Source organism: Sphingobium estronivorans, assembly GCF_008692605.1.
Taxonomy (GTDB): domain Bacteria; phylum Pseudomonadota; class Alphaproteobacteria; order Sphingomonadales; family Sphingomonadaceae; genus Sphingobium; species Sphingobium estronivorans.
The window spans coordinates 39,115-55,729 of record NZ_LFCT01000024.1; the positions used below are offsets into that span (position 1 = coordinate 39,115).

The following is a 16,615-nucleotide window of genomic DNA, read 5'->3' on the forward strand; positions in this document are numbered from 1 at the left end:
GCGGGCGTGGCGGCTTTGACAAATGGTGAGATTCGGCAAGCCATCCGGGCTGTCGCGACAACGCGGAAGGAGAAAACCCTTCCCGATGGCGAAGGCCATGGCACAGGGCGCCTGACGTTGATCCTGAAACCCATGCCGTCGCGGGTCACGGCGACGTGGTATGCGGTCCAGTGGCGCGACAAGAAGCGCATTAAGTCCAAGCTGGGCGTCTATCCTTCCCTGTCGTTGGCCGCTGCCCGCAAGTTGTTCGAGCGCGACTATGCGGTGCCGATCCAGCGGGGCAGCAGCATCAAGGTCGCGGGCGATAGCCGGCCGGGGACAGTAGCCGACCTGTTCGAGGCTTATACGGACGCGCTCAAGGACGCCGGCAAGCCGTCGTGGAAGGAAGCCAAGAAAGGTCTCAACAAGATCGCTGACACGCTCGGCCGGAACCGACTGGCGCGTGATATTCTCCCTGAGGACGTGTTGGAGGTCATCCGGCCGATTTATGAGCGTGGGACGCGCTCGATGGCGGACCATGTTCGCAGCTACATCCGGTCGGCATATTCGTGGGGCCTGAAATCGGAGAACGACTATCGAAACACGTCACCGCGACGTTTCCGGCTGGCCTACAACCCCGCAGCCGACATTCCGACCGAGCCCAAGGTGGTCGGCACGCGCTGGCTGACGGGGGACGAATATGTGCGGCTGTATAGGTGGCTGGAGTGCCCCGATACGCCGGTGCATCCGCCCTATACGCGAGCGGTCCGGCTTCTGATGCTGACGGGTCAGCGCGTCGAGGAAATCGCGCGGCTTCACGTCGATCAGTATGACCGGAAGGAACGCATCATCGACTGGTCCAAGACCAAGAACAGGAAGCCCCACGCGATCCCGCTTCCCTCCTTGGCAGCGGAACTACTCGAAGGCATCAACACGAACGAATATGGCTGGTTCTTCCCTTCAGCCAAAGATCCGAGCAAGCCTGTCGCCCACGGCACGCTCTATGCCTTCATGTGGCGGCAGCGGGAGCGCGGCGTCATCCCGTTTGTCACCAACCGCGACCTGCGCCGGACATGGAAAACGCTGGCGGGCCAAGCGGGCATCTCTAAGGAAATCCGCGACCGCCTCCAGAACCACACGCTCCAAGATGTCAGCTCGAAAAGCTATGATCGGTGGAGCTACATGCCGGAGAAGCGGGCCGCTATGAAGAAGTGGGACGGCTTCGTGCGGTCGCTGCTGGCGCGGAAGCGTCTGCGTCTGGCCGCATAGTCGGCGACCAAACGACAATGAGACTCCTCGTCCAGCCGCGACACGACTAGTTCCTTAGGTGTCCGGCGGACGATCCACCAACTCGCCGATGGCTTCGGCTCCTTCAGTCCGTTTCACGAGATCGTCTCTGGCTGAAAATGGCAGTGCCGAAGCGCTTGGACATCTTGACCGCGACCAGGGCAGCATAGCGCCGTTGCCGCCACGCGGTCGGACTGTGGTAGACGCCGATCGCTTTCCAATAGTCGCCAGTCGTTGTGAGTGCGGACAGGAATATCCAGCGAGCCGCATCGACATTGAAACAGGCGTCATTCACAAGCCAGTAGCGGACGATGTTCGGTGGCCTCTGCACCTTGTCCGCTATGCGCGTGACCCACCAACTGTTAATTTGAAGGGGACCCAAGTCGTGGCTGCCGTCGCTATTCGGCACCTCGGCACCGACCCAGCCACCCTCTTTATCACGCAACCCCCACAGCGTTTTTTCTAGCCAAGTGCGACCGCCCGAGACCTGCCGGATACATGATGCGATGCGGGTCTCATGCGAGGCGGAAGATGCTGCGTGAGCGCCCGCGAACTCTGGCGGCGCTATCAGTAGGACAATCGCAAGCAAGCGCCGGATGAATCTCGAATCAATGATCATGGCCGGCCCCGTGTTCCTGGGAGGGGGCGTGAGCGGGTTCAGCCGTAGGCTGAGGAGTGGACCCAGCGGAACGTCCACCTTCCCGGTCATCGCCTCGATCCGCACTTCGGTCGAGCAGAGAAACTATCCAACGATCCAGAAAGGATGCTGCGGACTGCGCTCGGTCTGCGATGCGTTCGGCGAACCCCTCCGGCCGAGATATCTCAATCGGTTCACCTTGTGCTGCAAAGCGATCCTTGAGGGTTTCGCGATTGGCGCGCTGCTCGTTGCGAAGCCGGTCCCAGCGCTCACCGTGGCGGGCAGTTCGGCCCCTGACGCTGTCCCGCTCGATCCGTCCCAGACCTTGTAGCGAAGAGGTCTTCTCTCCCGAACGCTGTTTCAGCTTATCGACCAGGCGCTCCCGATCCTCGGTCCAGAGCTTCGCCCCGAATTTCGCGCGAGTGATGGCGGTGTAATAGTTCTGGCCGGTGACCAACGGCGAGTTCACCGGGGCAAGGACATAGACCCGATCGTAGGTCTTGGACTGCGCAGAATAGACGGTTTCGCCATAGCCATGGTCCCAGTTCTTGTGCCGAGAGAGATCGATCTCCTGAAGCCGCTCGTCGCGATCCCAGCGAATGGTCGCGAGCGAACCGTCGAGGCGCTCCACGGTCCCACGCTCAGCGTTTTTGAGGTCCAGGTCTTTGTTGACGAGACGCCACTGAATACGGTCGCCCGCGGCAAGATCCCGTTGCTCTTCGCGAAACACATTGATCTGGGATGCCCGTCCCAAGCGCGGGTCCCACTGGATCGTTCTGCCATGCTCATCCACCAGATTGACGGTCTGCCGCCCGCGACTGTCCCGCCCGATCCCGATCACCTTGTATTCGGCGTCCCGGGCGATCCCGAGGCCCACGTTGTCGCGCGAGAACACCACGACCTGACCACGGGAGTAGAAACGCGCGAAATGCTTCTCCTGATCGGTCATTCCCGACGGGAAGAGTATCGAGAGCCGGGCCTCCTCCGCCGCAAGCGCGCCCTCGGTCTTGAGAGCCTCACGGACCTTGGTGTTGACGATCAAGCGGGTCGCGTTTTCCAGAACGAGCATGTTGGTCTTGGCACGTTGCTCCGGGCTCAACCTCGTCCAATCCGCAACCATTGCGACCGCAAGTTTTTCGCTGCTCTCTCCGCTAGTGACAGCTTCAAGCGCCTTGAGGGAACCATCATAGTTCTGAAGCCGTGCCAGCCGGACGGCCTGCGTGATCCCGTCGTCCTGCTGGCGAATCGGATCCTTCAGCTCGGCCTTGGGCATCCCCAGGCGCATCATCAGCCAGAACGGCTTTCCCTGCTCGATTGCCCCCGTCTGCCGGGTGTCGCCGAGCAGGATGAGGCGGGCGCCGGTCATCCGGCTAATCTCGAGGAGCCGGATGGCTTGGCGGTTGCCGAGCTGGCCTGCCTCGTCAACCACAAGGACATGATTCTCATCGAGCCTGGCACCTCCGGTGGCGAGCAAGCTGGCCACGGTGCGGGACTCGATTTTCGCCTTCTGGCCTAGTTCACCGGCGGCCGACGAGGTTGGCGCCAGCGCAATCAGGGTGGCGGTCTCCCCCACCGCTTCATGCAACGCCCCGATGATGGTCGATTTGCCGGAGCCGGCAACGCCATGCACCGCGACAACCCGGTGGTCTGTTGTCCCGATGTGGAGAAGGGCCGTTCTCTGCTCGGGCTTGAGATTGTGGGCAATACCGGCGTCGCGGAGGGCTTCGACTGAAACCAGTGGCCGCGCGTCATTGAGGGCCAGCGCCAGATGATCCGACAAGGCCATTTCCAGGCGGGCCGTTTTCCGCGTCGTCCGGCCGCGCGTATGGATTTCGTCGCCAGTACGATGTCGTGTTTCCAGAAGCTTCGCACGCGCCTCGTGGTCCTCGATAACGGGGCGTATGTCAGAGAGGCGAACCTCACCCACATGCGAGGCTAAAGCCGTCTGCAACAACCGTCCGAGGTTATTGACCGCTTCCTTGCCTTCCGACTGGCGCAGGCCAAACAGCATCGCCCGCGCGGCGACCTCGGGCTCGACCTCGATCCTTCGCTCGCCGGACTTTTCGGCGCTTTCGCGCGTCTCCTTTACCGCCTCGGCATGTTGGCCCAAACGCCCGTCCCACCGCTGATGCAGGTCCTCAAGAGTCATTTTCTGCTTCGGGCCGCGGGTGACGTAGAAGGCCTGCTGGCGCGCCGCCTGCCCCGTCAGACCATGTTCCTTCGCGTGAGCCTCGATCTGCTCGGCTCGCTGGGACATCTCGGCGATCAGGCCCTTCGGGACACCCTTGATTTCAAAGAGGCCGCGCCGAGGATCGAACTCGACCTCATAGCCAAGCTCCTTGAGAAGGTGCGCCAGCTCATTCCGATAGACCTGTCCTGCGGCCATCTGTTCCGCGAACATGGCGCGCGTCTCCAGGCTGACCTTCTTTTCGCCGTCACGCTCATCGGTGATGTTCATGACCACGACATGGGTGTGAAGATGCGGGTCGAGCTCGCGTGAAGCATGCTCGGTGAAGCGGGCGTAGATGAGCCGCCCCGTCGTGTTCTCGACAACCTCTCGATCGACGCGATGCCGCATTGTGGCGTGTTCTTCGAGGTAGGAAAGCGCCACCCCGACTGCCTTCTCATGGGCCTGTATGATTCGATCATCACCTGCCACCAGCGCCATGATCGAGACCGATTTCGGAGCATTGACCGCGAAATCCCAACCAGGGTGGTGCTGGATATTCCCATCCTTGCGGCGGCGGCCCAGTTGTTGATCACCAACCTTGCCGGCGAGAAGCTCCTTGAAAACGCCGGGATCGACCTTCCCTTCAAGGCCGAGTTCAGCGGCCACCTTACCACCCCATTCAGAATGCTCGTCGGCGCCTTTGGTGTAATAGTCACCGACAGTATAATAGCGGGCGATGTTCGCGGGTTTTCCCTTGAGGCGGATGGGATTGATCATGCCGGCCTCGCAGCGTTGCGGGCACCGTCATGCCGACCATGCTGGCTGAGACGGAACCCAGCGGGCTTGCCGAATAGTTCGAGCGGCGGCGAAGCGGGATCCCGTTCATCGGTTCCATTCGGATGCGCCGGTGGCGTCGATCCTGCACTTGGGGCACTGCCCGATGGTTCCGTCTCTTCCGGCGGCGGACGAAGCGGCAGTTCGGCCTCTTGCACCTTTGGCTCGGGCCGGCGTCGTTTCGGTGCTCCTGGCTTTGGCTTGGCCGGTGAAGCCGACGCTACCGAAGGTGGGGACGCCGGTGGGACTGCGCCGCCTATTCGAACGGGCGGCGCTCCGCGCTCCTCGAACGCATCCGCGACGAAGGCAACCTTGTTGTAGCTGTCCTCGAAACGGACCACCGGCAGGCTGCGTCCGAAGCGCAGATAGCCAATGAGATTTGGAAGGTTGGTGACCTCGGTGTGCATAACCAAAGGTCGCGTCACCTGCATGCGCGAAAGATTCACGCCATCTCGCATGTCGTTCACGCCGTAGGACATGCCCTCATTGGCTTCGACCTGCTCAACCTGGCCGAGGTTCTCGCTGATATGCTTCGCGGTCGGGGTGTCGTTGGCTCGCAGTGCCACCCAGGTTGAGCAGTAACCTGTGATCGCGGCTGCATCCTGGATGCCGTAGGTCGCTTCCAATTGCGGGTAGCTCTGAAAGCCGAGAATGCCGCAGCCACCATATTTGCGGGCGCGGGCAAGGAAATCACCGAGCGAGGGCAGGCGCTGGAGCGTCGGCAACTCGTCGATCACACAATAGAGGCGCCGGTTGCGATCGGCGGTCATGCTCATGATCGCGCTGATCGCGATGTCGAGCCATACCGTGATGAGGGGACGCAGCGACGGAAGCTGATCCGCCTTCACCGTGATAAAGAGCCAACTGTCGTCCCTCTCGTTGGCGACCCAATCGCGAATCGAAAAACCGTCGGCGGTATCGTCGAGATAGGAGAAGCTGCGCATGACGGAGGCGAGTTCCGCCTGGATGCCGGCGCTCGTGCGTTCTCCTTCCGTCGAGATGAACGCCGCCGCATCAGTGCCAGCGGCAAAGGCAGCGAGATCCTTCAATTTGGAACGCAGCAACGTGTCGAGCAGGATCGACACAAGGGTACGTTCCTGGCGCGCGAGCTTCCGAAGGACGGCAACTAGCGTACCGCGCGCGGCTTTCGCCCAGAACGGATCCCCGGCTTTGTCCGGGATCGTGGACTCGGCGATCTGATCGTAATGATAGTCGCGAGGAACATCGACCCAGGGCGACCAGCAATCCGCGCGGGCATCCAGAGGATTGAGCAGAACGTCGATCCCCGGCCGGTAGAATTTTTCCACGAAGGTGCCGGCGGTGTCATAGACGATAGCACGGCGCTTCCGCTTTCTGATGCCGTCCAGCATCTTGACGATGATGTTGGTCTTGCCGGTTCCGGGCGCGCCGCAAATGAGGATATGTTCCGGTTCGAAGGCATCTGGCACATTGACGCCACCGACTTCGAAGCTGCCCTTAGCATAGCGCCAGAGGGCCCGGCGGACCTGACGCACAGTCCCGAACCGAGCCCCGCGTAGGAACTGGTTGGAGCCCAGCCCCCTCCCTGTTCGGGTGAAATAGAACCAGGCCCATCCCAACATGGCGAGGGCGAAGAGACCGGCGAGCAGCGCCCCATGAAGAAGGTAGGTTTCGAAGGCGGCGAGCGTCTTGTGCGCGACACCGGAGCTGATGAGTCCTTTAGGGGTGGTCCAGTATTGCTTACCCGCCGGGGTCTTGAACAGGATCGGTGTTGCGTTGCCCGGCAGCGTGTCACCCATGAAATAGGCCTGCGTGACCTTCAGCATCACGAAGCGTTCGTACTCGGACGACTTTTCGAGCGCGTACCAGATGATGCCGCCGATCCAGATCACCAGTCCCGCGAGGAAGGTCTGGTAAAACACCTGCGTGGTCATGCGGACATTGTGGACGATGGCCTGGCCTCCCCGGGTCCAGGAGCCCAGCGTATCGTGGCGGAAGATGCTCATGGGCGATCCTGCTCGGGATCGAGCAGCCCCCTTTCGCGGAGAAGCCGACGGGCTTCGCCCAGTCCCTTCTGGAGGATATCCGGCGACCGTTCGCCGACCGATGTGGCAAGGATTGCGAAAGCCTGGATGACCGTCGCGTGGAGCTCGTCGAACCGGGCGTGATAGCCTGAAGGATCGGAGCCTTCGAAGCGTTCGAGGATGTCGCGACAGTAGGTCGCGGCGCCAAGACCTGCATTGCGCGCCTGGACAGAAAGGCGCGCATAGAGGTCATCATCTATGCGGATTGTGATGCGTGCCAAGCGGCGGACTCCTTGTCCGGCACGCCAGCAACGTGGTGAAGCAAGAGCTTTATAGCCGATTTACGGCGTGATCTCAACAATTTATCGAAACTGCCGGTGGCAGCCACGAAGTGCCAAGGCAGATCAACCGCTTAAGTGCGACACGGCCAGCGGCTGGCTGCCGCCGGCAGCCGATCAGTGCCAGATCGACAGCCATCCTGTGCCTGCCAAAAATGGCGGAAATCCGGGCGATTCGTCCCCGCAGCACCCGTGCGTGGGGTGCATTACACCCGCCTTCGGCGTGCGTCCCTCGTCCGCAGCGCGCTCGTCCGCTGCGCCTGTCGATCCCGATCGGCGCGGGTCTCCCCGTCCGGGGGAGCCGCATTCGATCGGTTGCGCTGTGTCGTCCGGAAGGCGTTGCAAGCGGATGCTCCTTGGAAGATAGTCGGGGCTGGCGGGCAGACCTCCTTTTGAGAAGGAGTCCAAGAATGCCCAAGATGACGGAACGGGAACGGCTCGCGAAGATCGAGGCCGATCAGCGCAATCTCGCGCAGGAAGCCGAGATGGTGCGGCGTGGATTGCGCGCGCATTATGGTAAGCTCGCGTCGGAGCTTGCGGTCGAGAGACTGAGCGAGCGCGAGTTTCGTGATGTGCTCTCGCAGGCGATCAGGATCGGCGGCGGCGCGGCGCTGGCTGCACTGAAGGCGCTTCCGGCTGCGTCCGATGATCCGCCCGAACGGCGCGCGCCGACGAAGGCTCGTGCTGTTGGTGGGGTGAAGTCCGGCGCTACGCGGCCTCCCGGATCGGAGGCCGGAGACGGGAGCCAGGAGACGGTGCATCCTTAGCGGAAAGGGGAGCGACGTTGGCGGGCGGAACGCCCGGCAAAAGGAGCGGCGCGGGGGAAACCGTTCGGGTTTCCCCCGCTCGTGCGACAAGCACGACAAGGGACCGGCTGCGGTGTCCCGCGCCGGTCCCTCTCTTGGGCTGGTGGTCCGATCAGGCCGCTATGACGCGGCGCCTGCGCTTGATGGGCACATCGGGTTCCTGATCGGTCCGCATGAAAACATGGGTCGGGACGCGGTGGCCCTTCTCCGGGTTGAACAGGTCATAAAGGCTCGACTGGATGCCGGAACCTTCGCAAAGCAGCGCCTCGACGGGCATAAGCTCGGCAATGTCGCGATTGCGCTTGAAGCCCTTGCCCTTCCCGCGTCCATAGAGGCCGAACGCGATGCAGATGACGCCGCGTTGCGCCGCCCAAGCCGCTGCCGCTGCGTCCACTCCGGCACGCTGTCCGGTGGTGACAAGGACCATGTTGGGGATGCGCGTCCTGATCTGGTCGAGGCGTCCCCAGATAATCCGCCAGTCGTGCCAGTCCTGCGGGCCGGATACGACGACGACCGGGCCTTGCGGGTCGTATCGGTCACGCCGCCGCTCGGATCGCGCGCGCAGGAAGTCGAGCGCGGAAATCTGGCTTGCGGTCGTGACATGGGACGCGCGCGATCCCTTGGCAGGCGACCACGGGCGACCGGCATAGGCGCGATACATCGCGGCGGCATAGTCGCGCATGGCTTCCATCGCGGCGCGCTGCTCGGCAACCGACTGGCATTCAAGCTGGGTATCTTCCAGTTCCTTGATGAACACTTCGCCCGGCTCCAGCCGCCGCGCCATATCGCGCAGGGTGTCGGCCAGCCGATCCTCGCGGCTTTCCAGCTTGTTCGCGACAAAGTGGAAGCTGTTGACGAAACCCCATGCGAGTTCGGGCGCGAGGGGGGCCAGCCGCGTATCGGTCAACAGGTCGAAGATGGCGGCGATGATGCCGCCGCATTCCGCCTGTGCGGCGAGCGGATCGGGCATGAGAAATTCGCCCGGCTCCTCGTCGGGCTGGATGATGGTTAGCGGAAGCGGATCGCCGAACGATGCCACGAAATCGGGCGTGGTTGTGAGTTCGGCATAGAGTTCCGGCAGGTCGGCAAAGCTGCTAACGCTGCGCAAGGCCGTTGGCTTGCTCATGGGATGGGTTCCTTTGGTCGGGTGACGGTTCAGGGTCCGGGGAAGCGTTCCAGCGCTCCCCCGGCCCGCCTTTGATGCCGCTTAGAAGGGCACCTCATCGTCAAGGCCGCGCCCGTTGCCGGTATATTCGCCGCCGGGGCCGGCGGTGCTGCCGCCCGAGAAGCCGCCGCCCGAACGCCCGCCGAAGCCGCCCTGCCGCTGGCCGCCGCTCGTGCGATTGCCGAAGCCGCTGCCCTGCGCGTCGCGCTCGCGTTCACGCCGCCACTGGACGTCGAAACCATTGGTCTCGTCCCCGAAAAGGGCGATGGGGAGCGGCTCGCGGAAGCTCGGATCGTCGATCATGCCGGACAGGAAGAGTTCGTCATTGGACTTCATGCGACGTTCCCAGACCACGCCGATCTGGATTTCGTCGCCCGCCTCGTTCGTCTCGTAGATTTCATAGACGGGGGCGCTGTCGCTCTGGCGATCCTCGACGCGCTTCATGATGAGGTAAGGAAAGCGCATCCTGCGAGTGGCAATCTTGCCGATAATATCGCCGACGCGCTCGTCAAACTTGAAGCTACCGATCTTCATGACTTCATCCTTTCTCTGTGCTGTGGTCCGTTTCTCTTTCCGACCACATAAAAACCCTACTCCCTCCCCTCCATTACTTCTATGTCATTGATTTCTTGACAGATTTCATCGTGCCTGGTGAGCCCGAGCATCAGACGGCCGCGACAGCGGCCACAACAAGGACAAAGACGCACCGGCCGCGAAGCGGACGGTTCTGCTTGAATGGAAAGGGAGCGTGGGCCGGCTCGATCGTCATCGCACCCGGAGCCGCCCTCGCAGGTCCGAAGGCGCAGGGCCGGGGCGGTGATGCAAAAGGCACGAGAGCCTAGCGTAGCTTGCTGAAAATGGGCCGGCGCTGCTGCTGAAAGCGGACAAACATCGCCGGCCCATTTTCAGCTAGCGGAGCTTGGCTCTGCAACTCGTTGCATCACCGCCCCGGTTCTGCAACGCGCGGATCCTGCGAGGGCGGCGAAGGGGGCGATGCGATCGGGCTGGCTCCACGATCCGCATCGCGCGACTAGCGCGATTCCTTAGGCGAAGCCTGCATTGCGATGGTCGTGCGGCTGGATTCTTCGGTTCAGGAGGAAGCACTCCGCCTGCGTCGAGCGCCTGCGGAAGGGATCGTTACCGCGAAGCGGACAAGACCCCGCAGGGGGCTTGGTCGGAGCGAAGCGGAGATAGAGCCCGGTGCCCGCTTGCGGGCATCCGCCCATACCGGCCACGACTTATCGGACTGTTGCACGCTGTCACATTGGCTCAAGGATTTCGCCGCCGCCGCGCCGGATTCCGACGCAATCGCTGCAAAGCCTGAGCGACGGCACGCCCGGCATCGCTTCGGCTGCGTTCACGAGGCGATAGTCCTCGGCCGGGTCGCCGCATGCCGAGCAGACATCGGACGATCCCATGCGCTGGATGGAGAGGCGAGCGATGGTGCCAAGCCGGGGTTCCACGCGGTCCACGATCGAGAACCATAGCTCCGAATGCGGCGCGATCCGCTGAAGATGGGGAGCGACGTCCCCGGGATGGTGACGCTGAAGCCATGCAAGAGCGACCTCGCGGCGTCTGGTCGCCCATAACGAGTTGCCGGTAGAGCGCCACCAGCTGCGTTGTGGTGGTTCGGCCATTGGCTTCCAGAGCACGCTGATAATGGGCGAGATTGACGGCGAAGCGCAGGCCGCCTGTGTGGAACTCGCGAATGGTGCTGAGGCAATATTCGAGGAGGCCGGCGTCGCGGTGCGATCCGGCGCTCGCCTCCATATGGTCGAGATCATAGTGCCATGGGTTGATCGCGAAGTCGGATCGCCAGAGGTCGAGATAGCCGCTCTTGCGATAGACGCGGGCGATCTCCTCGTCCCATTCCGGATGGTCCTGCACGAGCCGGTCGAGGTCGTTGAAGTTTTCCACCGATGGATCGAGCTGCCGCGCGGCGGTCAGTATCCGGTTCTGGATGTCCTGCATGTCGGCAATGGGATTAGCGCGCGCGGCCCATGCCGCCAGCTCGGCGGGCGACGCCGTCTCCGTCATGTCCGGAAGTTCGGCGAGAAGCGGGCTGCGCCGGATTTGTTCGGGCGTGCAATAGTCAGGGTCGGCTACGAGGTGGACGCCCGCACTGGCGAAAGCGCGCCCGACAAGGCGTGAGCAGAAGAGCTGCCGCGTCCTTGGCTTGGGTCCGGTCAGGACCGATCGCACGGCTTCGCTCCTGGAGTAGCGCGTGCCGATCTCGGAGCGTGCGAAATCGATGACGGCGGCGAGTTGAGCCTCGGTCAGGGACTGGCGAAGGCGCAAGACGGCGACGTGGTCGTCGGGCTCGTAAAGTTCGCGCTGAATGTTGTGCGCCTGCACGCCGTCATCGGTCGAGTCGATGATGGAGCCGTGTTGGACGCAGATCATCGCGTGGGAGACCTGACCTTTGCTGGCGATGCGGATGGCCTTGCTGACCTTGCCGCTGGACGCGGTAAGGATGATGTCGCCCGGCCTGAGCCGTTCGACCTTGATGCGGCGAATCTCTTCGTCAGGCATGGCGCACCGTCAGCTCAGGTTGTTGGAATCGAGCGTTCCCCGAATCCATGCGGGGGGTGGCGCCTCGGTATCGATATAGCCCCGAATGGCGCGCTCGGCGTCTGCGGGCGCCCCGCCAATGCCGGCGCAGGACCATATGCGGTCGATATGGGCATGGTCGGCATGGACCCAGTCGAGGACGGTGAAATCGGCGTGGCCATCGATGGTCCGGCGCGGAAAGCTCGGGGCGATCCGCGTCGCGTCCGGCGTCGCGACGGTGAGGATTGACCCTTTGACCGGGTTCCTGGCATCGAGCTTGTTGGCGGCGATCAGCGCGGTTCCCATGACAGGCAGCAGCGTCATGAGGCCGCTGCCCAGCGATATGCAATCGTCCGAGCCATCGCGCGCGACGGCGTCCCGGATGACCTTGGGCCACAGGCCGGAAATGTCGGCGAACTCGCCTTCGGCAATGGCGGCCCGGGCGAGACACCCGGCACGGGAGATGTGCCGCATGAGCGCGACCGCGATGGCCGCGCAGCGGTCGAGCTGGGGCTCGTGAAAATCGGCGACGATGATGAACCCGTCGCCGAACTGGTGGGCGAAGAGCCGGTCGCCGTCATCGCGATAGAGCCGGGTTCCGAGGCTGTAGATGCCCTCCATGAGGGCGCGCAGGCCCAAGACGGCCTTGTGCCCGCGTTCCCAGAGCGTGCTGAAACCTTCGACGTCGATCCAGATCGACCAGCGCCTTCCCTCTTCAACGGGCGTGGTCTCGAGGGCCACAGTTCGCTCGGTGGTCATGCGGCTGGTCCTGCTTCCTGCCGCGAGCGGCTCCTGGCCGCTAGCGGCTGGGCATCTGGCGGCAAGGCTCCGGGGAGCACGGCGCCTTCCGTAAGAGGCGATGGGACAAGGCCGAGCCTTTGTCCGATCGAGCGATCGAGCCCTTGGCGAACATCGGTCGCGATGTGTCCTGCCAATTCGCCGGGAGAGAGTCCGAGAAGGGCGACCACGCGCCGGCGCAGCTCGGGGATATATTTGAGGAACTCGCGTTCCTTGATCCGCCCGGCCAGCGTCCGTTCGATGGCATCGAGGCTCCAGAGGGCGGTGATCCAGCATTCCATGAAGTCGACGGGCATGCCGCTATAATCGCGCGCCATCATGAGCCGGCTGATCGCCGGGGTGCGGCCGCAAAAGAAGGCGACAAGGATGCGCACGGTGAAGCGCGGCCAGGACAGCGCAGCGCCTGACCCGTCCAGGCCGTGGGGAAGATCGGGGCAGCGGGCCTTGTAGAGGAGGAACAGGAGCCAGAAGCGCAGGCGCAGGACGTCGCTTTGGCCGAGTGGTGCCTCGTCCCATTCGAGACCTTCGGCGTAGGCGATGACGTGCCGTTCGTAGAGGCGTGCGTCGATCGGCGCGGGCTCGTCCGGTTCCTCGGCCGGTGGTCGGGGCGGCTGGCCGAAGGCCCCATCGCTTCGATCGTCGGAATCGAGGTCGCCCCCCTCCTCGGCGGGGTCCTCATAGGCGGGATCGTCATGGTCGTCGGGGGTCGGACCAGGCGCCCGTCCGGAGAGGAGATTGAGGAAATCGCGGATGCTGTCGCTATGGGTTCCGGCGAGACTGTTCTCGCCGGCGGCGCCCGATCGCCCGCCAGAAGGGCGCGCCTGCACGAATTCTTCGTAGCTGAGCGTCACTGGGGGCGCCTCGCCCTCGGCGTCGGCCTTTCGCCTTGGCCTGCGCGCGGCCGAAACCTGCGCTTCGGTCACCTGGTCGAAGTCGGCGCGGACCAGCGTTTCGAATGCTTGGTGCATCCAGAGGTCGAAGTCGGTCCCGTCGGTGAAGGGTGCGAGCGCGCGGGCAACGGCGCCTGTCGCCATTTCCCGCCGGCGCCCGCGCAGGACGGTGCGATGTGTGACATGGGCAATGGCCGAGGTGGAATCGTCCGAAACGATGCGGGCAAAAGATACTGTCCGGTGCAGCGCCGGATCGACGGGCGCGGTGCGGGTGTCCCCGGATTGCTCGAAGGCTTCGACCGGAATGGACAGGATGAAGTTTGCCCCATTGTCGAGGAGCTGGACGTCGCCCTCCTGCATCCCCCCGGATACCGGACGCCAGGTGAGGAGATTTCCGTCAAGGACGAAGGCGCCGGGCTGGCGTGCCTCGATCGCTTTGAGCGGAATGGGGGTCGATGCGCTTCGCGGAGGAAGATCGGTGAGCGCGATGGAGTCGCCGTCGAGCCAGCGATCGAGCCCGAGTGCTTCGCGTGCGGCCCCGCGGCGTAGCCTTTGGTAGATGCAGGCCTCCGCGTTGCTGCCGAGGGCCCCTGCCCGCCCCAGCGCCGGGGTCGTGCAGTTCGCGCTGCCGAACAGGATGTGGTCGTGGCGCGCGGAGGAAGCGACCAAGATCTTGGCGTGGGTGAAGCGCCGCATGGGCCAGTGGAGATCCACGAAACGGACCTTGCGAGCAAAGGGCGCGTCGACCGGGAACTCGTGGCTGGCGATGTCGATCGGAAGGATGACCTGCTTGGGACCGAGACGCCGGGAGAGATCGGCAATGGCGGAAAGATCGTCGTCCCAATAGGGGCTGATCGCGACCAACGACTGGACCTTGTCGCCGCCGATGAAGGAGACGAATTGATCGCCGATCCCGGCATCTCCCGGGGCATGGAGGAACGCGATCGCCGAGCCTTCCTCCAGTTCGTGCAGAATCTGGCCGGACGGGGCCTCGATCCACGCGGCGCGCTCGCTTGCCCAGCGCAGGGCGTCGCGTGCGGGAGACGGTGCGGCCGGCACGAGCGCGTCAAGATAGCGCCAGATGGATCGCACGATCTCGCGCTCGGGACCGTCTTCGTCCCTGCATCCGATCTCGATCGAGACCTCGGCGTTACCGGCCAGGCCCGCTGCGGTCAGGTTGGCGGAGCTGACGAAGGCGCGAGCACTGTCGCGGCCGATCTGAAGGATGATCTTGGGGTGGAAAATCCCGTCGGCCGGCGGCGGGCTGTAGAGCGCATAGTCGCGCCCAAGCGCAGTCGGAAGGATCGATCCGTCCGAGAGGGCGAGCGAGGCCATGCGCGCGTCGGCGATGAGGAGGAGGTTCGACGCGCCGCTCGCCATGAGCTGCGGCAGGAGGATTTGCTCGACGGCGGCAAATTCGACGGCGAAGCTCGTGGCGATCGCGCTATGGAAGGGGCGGCCAAGGCGCCGGCCGAGGCGGTCGGGCAGCCTCATTGGGCCGTCTCCAGCGCGGCGAGCCCAAGCGGCGTCAGGCCGTCCTCGTCGAGGAGATGGATGTCCTCGAGAAACTGGATGGCGGGAGCGAGACGCGGCGTGGTGGCGACCGGCTGATATCCGGCAAGGAAAATGAGACGTCCATCGCGCTGCTCGAAGAGGAAGGTATAGTCGCGCTGCCGGCGGAGCTTCTGCATCGCGACCCAGCTATGCCGGCGGACGACGCGCTCGATCACATAGTCGGCGATCAGATCGACGACGGTGTCGGTCTCCCTGCTTTCGAGCCAATCGAGTTCCGTGCGAAGCGATCGGGCTGGACCGTGGCCGGGCAAGCCGCGAGCGACCGCATCGGCGAGATCGGGGCGCGTGCGAAGGCGCTGGTGCAAGGCTGCCATCAGGGTGATGGCGGACAAGGCCTTGTCGGCCGGCGCGCCGCGGGCGCTTGTGAGGTCATCCCACAGGTCCTGATACGCAATGGCTTGGGGATCGACGCTCAGCCGAAGCGCGCGCCAGTCTGTTTTGAACACTGCGTCGTCCTGTCGGGACAAATGGGCGATCACCTCGCCGCGTATCTCGGAAAGGCTTCGGCCCTGCCCGTCCGCGTTGATGATCGCGATGGCCCAGGCGAGCAGCGCGGCCGATGCGACCTGCATCAGGTCCTGGCACTGATAAGCTTCCCAATTGAGGCGCTGCGCCTCGAGGCGATCGGACAAGGGCGCCTGCGGCGGATCGAAGAGCTGCCAGCGGACATCTTCCGGTCCGGGCTCTCCCGCGATAGCGCGTGCGGTCTCCAGGATGAGGCGGAGCGTGGCGGCGCGGCTCTCTGCACTCCGGCCGGACGCTTCCTCGCGCGCGAAGAGAAGGGCTTCGTAAAAGCGGCGCTCCTCGCTCTCAAACGAGATCTCCGAGGGCGCGATCGGCGCGAGGCGGTCGAGGTCTTTGGCGCTGACGCGGGCATCGGTGATTTTCTGGCGGAGGAGCCTGGCGAGATCGGGCCCGATCGCGTCCGCGAACAGGCCGGCCGCGCGCCGGCCTAGATCGCGGGTCGCGACCTGTATGCCGTGCCGGTTCTGCGTGAAGAGGCCCATTTCGGCCATCTGCGTATAATAGGCGCCTCCGAAGACGCCGAGCGCTTGGCGCAGATAGCGTTCTTGCGATGCGTCGGTCGACGCGGCGGCTGCGAAGTCGATGGTCCGCGTCTCGGCTGCCAGTCGGCGATTGGCCCAGTCGACGCCGCCCACACCGCCATCCTCGGCCCGCGCGGACACCAGGGCGTAGAGCGCCTCGGCACGGCGAACCCAGTTGCGCCAGGCTTCGAAGTCGCTGCTCGCCCCGCGGCGGGCATAGGTTTCGCTGACCCAGCAATAATAACCGTAGTAGCGCATGCGCAACGTGACGTTGCTGATACCCGGCAGAAGCGACTGGTAAAGCACGACCCCGCTATTCTGCATGCCAAGGGGGTCAAGGCCGCGCTTGTCCGCTTTCTCGGTCCATTGCGGTAATAGATTCAAGCCACCCCCCGACATGATTGGCGTCGGACGACATCCGACGGCGGAACCATCGTCTACTTGCTATAGATTGTGGGAGAGTGAAAAGATCGGCTTTCGATTGCCGGCGACCGCTGCCCGGGGGACCGGGTCGTCTCCCGAACCGCTCCGCGCGGC

General features: G+C 64.0%; 12 protein-coding genes. 2 read left to right on the forward strand and 10 right to left on the reverse strand.

Annotated elements, in window-relative coordinates:
* The first annotated feature begins 6 nt into the window (after positions 1–6).
* On the forward strand, positions 7–1,248 hold the full coding sequence (locus F7P65_RS16530) for a tyrosine-type recombinase/integrase (protein WP_150293590.1): 1,242 nt from the start codon (positions 7–9) through the stop codon (positions 1,246–1,248).
* A 103-nt stretch (positions 1,249–1,351) separates the two neighbouring features.
* Here the strand turns inward: F7P65_RS16530 and F7P65_RS16535 are convergent, their stop codons facing one another.
* Genes F7P65_RS16535 through F7P65_RS16550 form a run of 4 tightly spaced genes read right to left on the reverse strand, consistent with a single transcriptional unit; the run spans position 1,352 to position 7,191 of the window.
* A complete protein-coding gene (locus F7P65_RS16535) occupies positions 1,352–1,885 on the reverse strand; it encodes a lytic transglycosylase domain-containing protein (RefSeq protein WP_150293592.1) in 534 nt (177 codons plus the stop codon).
* Complete coding sequence (gene mobF, locus F7P65_RS16540) at positions 1,875–4,850, reverse strand: MobF family relaxase (protein ID WP_150293594.1); 2,976 nt, start codon at positions 4,848–4,850, stop codon at positions 1,875–1,877. Before mobF ends, F7P65_RS16535 begins: the two co-directional genes overlap by 11 nt.
* Positions 4,847–6,892: a type IV secretion system DNA-binding domain-containing protein gene (locus F7P65_RS16545; RefSeq protein ID WP_150293596.1), complete on the reverse strand. Its 2,046-nt coding sequence runs from the start codon at positions 6,890–6,892 to the stop codon at positions 4,847–4,849. Before F7P65_RS16545 ends, mobF begins: the two co-directional genes overlap by 4 nt.
* On the reverse strand, positions 6,889–7,191 hold the full coding sequence (locus tag F7P65_RS16550; protein WP_025291971.1) for a hypothetical protein: 303 nt from the start codon (positions 7,189–7,191) through the stop codon (positions 6,889–6,891). The genes F7P65_RS16545 and F7P65_RS16550 overlap by 4 nt, the downstream gene beginning before the upstream one ends.
* A gap of 467 nt (positions 7,192–7,658) precedes the next feature.
* On the opposite strand from F7P65_RS16550, the gene F7P65_RS16555 reads away from it, so the two are divergent.
* Positions 7,659–8,015 (forward strand): hypothetical protein, encoded by a 357-nt coding sequence (locus F7P65_RS16555; RefSeq protein ID WP_240334343.1) that lies wholly within the window; start codon positions 7,659–7,661, stop codon positions 8,013–8,015.
* A gap of 151 nt (positions 8,016–8,166) precedes the next feature.
* On the opposite strand, the gene F7P65_RS16560 is transcribed toward F7P65_RS16555, so the two are convergent.
* From F7P65_RS16560 to F7P65_RS16585, 6 genes are all read right to left on the reverse strand, one after another.
* On the reverse strand, positions 8,167–9,180 hold the full coding sequence (locus F7P65_RS16560) for a DUF2493 domain-containing protein (protein WP_150293598.1): 1,014 nt from the start codon (positions 9,178–9,180) through the stop codon (positions 8,167–8,169).
* Positions 9,181–9,261: 81 nt separating this feature from the next.
* A complete protein-coding gene (locus F7P65_RS16565) occupies positions 9,262–9,753 on the reverse strand; it encodes a DUF736 domain-containing protein (RefSeq protein ID WP_150293600.1) in 492 nt (163 codons plus the stop codon).
* A 735-nt stretch (positions 9,754–10,488) separates the two neighbouring features.
* Positions 10,489–11,751, reverse strand: coding sequence for a YiiX/YebB-like N1pC/P60 family cysteine hydrolase (locus F7P65_RS16570; RefSeq protein ID WP_150293601.1), 1,263 nt, complete (start codon positions 11,749–11,751; stop codon positions 10,489–10,491).
* A gap of 9 nt (positions 11,752–11,760) precedes the next feature.
* Complete coding sequence (locus F7P65_RS16575) at positions 11,761–12,528, reverse strand: hypothetical protein (protein ID WP_150293603.1); 768 nt, start codon at positions 12,526–12,528, stop codon at positions 11,761–11,763.
* Positions 12,525–14,951 (reverse strand): hypothetical protein, encoded by a 2,427-nt coding sequence (locus F7P65_RS16580; RefSeq protein WP_150293605.1) that lies wholly within the window; start codon positions 14,949–14,951, stop codon positions 12,525–12,527. The genes F7P65_RS16575 and F7P65_RS16580 overlap by 4 nt, the downstream gene beginning before the upstream one ends.
* Complete coding sequence (locus F7P65_RS16585) at positions 14,948–16,462, reverse strand: hypothetical protein (RefSeq protein WP_162854679.1); 1,515 nt, start codon at positions 16,460–16,462, stop codon at positions 14,948–14,950. Before F7P65_RS16585 ends, F7P65_RS16580 begins: the two co-directional genes overlap by 4 nt.
* Positions 16,463–16,615: the final 153 nt, after the last annotated feature.